Annotated in this window: 2 protein-coding genes; both read right to left on the bottom strand. The window is 63.1% G+C overall.

Features of this window, described 5'->3' with window-relative positions; translation table 11 throughout:
• Positions 1-226, bottom strand: a 226-nt coding sequence (locus ACXJKR_RS34140) for a hypothetical protein (RefSeq protein ID WP_457326638.1), incomplete at its 3' end; no start/stop codon positions are given.
• A 101-nt stretch (positions 227-327) separates the two neighbouring features.
• Positions 328-645: PaaI family thioesterase (locus tag ACXJKR_RS34145; protein ID WP_457326639.1), on the bottom strand; the 318-nt coding region annotated here is incomplete at its 5' end.

The raw sequence follows: 645 nt of genomic DNA on the forward strand, positions 1-645 counted from the left end.
GCTCTGTGTACCCCTTCTCGCCCAACTGGGCGACTGCCCAGAATCTCAGACCGTTGTCGCCGCGTTCTTTCGGGGCTCTTGTGATGCGAGCATATTGCTCCGAATCTGGCGGACTGAAGGCGTACTGGGGATAAATCTGAAAGCAAGCGCCGGGGTAGTTTCCAGCGAAATAGTAGTTGCTATTCAATTCGCGACTCAGGCGCTCAAGATCTGCTGAGGAGAACATGCTCGGCCTAACGTTCGTAAGGGTGGACTGCGGACGAAGGACCGCTTGCCCGCTTGCCCGCTGTTCATTTGGCTTTTGCTCGGAAATTCATGCTCTCGAGCTCACCGCTCCCGCGGAATCGCGTACGTGCCCGTCGCGTGCGCCACCGGCTCGTCCTCGCCCTCCGAGAAGATCCACACCTCGCCCACGGCCAGCGACTTGCCCAGCTTCATCAGCCGGCAACGCGCCACCACCCGCCGGTCGGCGCGCGGCTTGCGCAGGAAGTTGATGGACAGGTTGGTCGTCACCGCCAACGGCACGATGCCGATGCGCGCCAGGATGCCCAGATACAGGGCCACGTCGGCCAAGGTCATCATGACCGGGCCCGACACCGTGTTGCCGGGGCGCAGCTCGCGCTCGCCCACCGGGTGGGCGACGAC

This window comes from Roseateles sp. P5_E11, assembly GCF_054049355.1.